This window comes from Rhodococcus sp. R1101 (assembly GCF_000278445.1).
In the GTDB taxonomy this organism is placed as follows: domain Bacteria; phylum Actinomycetota; class Actinomycetes; order Mycobacteriales; family Mycobacteriaceae; genus Rhodococcus; species Rhodococcus gordoniae.
This window is the reverse complement of the sequence record NZ_AJVB01000720.1, coordinates 1-1334: the sequence shown is the minus strand read 5'-3', so window position 1 is coordinate 1334 and position 1334 is coordinate 1. Positions and strand designations below refer to the sequence as shown.

The following is a 1334-nucleotide window of genomic DNA, read 5'->3' as shown; positions in this document are numbered from 1 at the left end:
GCTGCGCTTCCGTGCCGCAGACCGCACCCTCACCGAGGACGAGGCCAGCGCCGCCCGCGAGGCGGCCGTCGCCGCCGCGGCCACCGCGGTCGGCGCGCAACTACGCGCCTGAGGGGACGCGCGTGTCCCCGCCCGGCAGCCACACGTCGGGCGGGACCGTGGCGACCGTGCGACCCGCCCGGTCGAGGACGTGTCCGGCGAGCGTGTGGATTCGCGGCACGAGGACACGATCGCGCACCGTCGGATCGGGGCCCGCGCGAGCAGGCAGGCTCGCGCCGAACAGGACGCAGCGGGAGCCGGGCGACGTAGCCTGGATGCATGAGCAAGGATGAAGACGGCCGGGTGCCGTCCCCGGAGGAGCCCGACAGGCCGGAGCAACCCGTCCCCGACGTGACCCCGGCCGGTCCGGAGACGCCGACGGTGCCGGATGTGCCGCCGGGCCCGGACATCCCGGACGTGCCGCCGATCGACCCGGAACCGAGCCCCGATCCCGACGTGACCCCGCGTGATGCGGCGACGCCGCACGATGTGCAGGTCCACGACGCCGAGATCGTCGACCCGGGGAAGGTCGACGCGGGAGTCGTCGGCACCGGTGTCCGTGCTCCGACGATCGAGGAGATCACCGGCTACACCGCGGACGGGGTGCCGACCTTCGAGTCGGTGCGTGAGAAGATCGAGCAGCGCTCGGCGACCGCGCTCGGCGCCGAGGAACTGGCTCGTGCGACCGGGGCGGGTCGCACGCTCGACGAGCAGTACGAGGATCGTAGGGCGGCCGCCGCCGACCGTCTCGCCGAGATCCGGCGGTCACTGCGGTCGGAGTGAATTCCCCCGAACGGGACACCCGGTATGAAACGATTTGCATGAGAGTGCATAATCATTCGTATGGGTACTTCACCGGACTTCACCGCCACCCCCGAGTCGCCGCTACGGGTCGCCGTGGCCGGCGCCAGCGGCTACGCGGGCGGCGAGATCCTGCGCCTGCTCCTCGGCCATCCCGCCTGCCAGGACGGATCCCTCGTCATCGGCGCACTCACCGCCGGGGGCAACGCCGGCGCCACCCTACGTGAGTTCCATCCCCACCTGCTGCCGCTCGCCGACCGCGTGCTCGGTGCCACCGACATCGACACCCTGCTCGGACACGACGTCGTCTTCCTCGGCCTGCCGCACGGCCACTCCGCCGTGATCGCCGCGCAGCTGCCCGACACCACCGTCGTGATCGATTGCGGTGCCGACTTCCGGCTCGAGAACGCCGCCGACTGGCAACGCTGGTACGGCAGCGACCACGCCGGAACCTGGCCCTACGGGATGCCCGAGCTGCCCGGCAAGCGCGACGC

The 1334-nt window shown here is 72.4% G+C and carries 1 protein-coding gene and 1 pseudogene; both read left to right on the top strand.

What is annotated here, in order from left to right; all coding sequences use genetic code 11:
* Nucleotides 1–318 precede the first annotated feature (318 nt).
* Entirely contained in the window at nucleotides 319–822 is a 504-nt protein-coding gene (locus R1101_RS0123565) for a PspA/IM30 family protein (RefSeq protein WP_016935627.1), read from the top strand.
* 60 nt (nucleotides 823–882) lie between these two features.
* Nucleotides 883–1334, top strand: a pseudogene (locus R1101_RS0123560) (N-acetyl-gamma-glutamyl-phosphate reductase); the annotation flags it as partial.

Coding starts and splice junctions, on each gene's coding strand:
- R1101_RS0123565 (WP_016935627.1), top strand. CDS start 319: ATGAGCAAGGATGAAGACGGCCGGGTGCCGTCCCCGGAGGAGCCCGAC.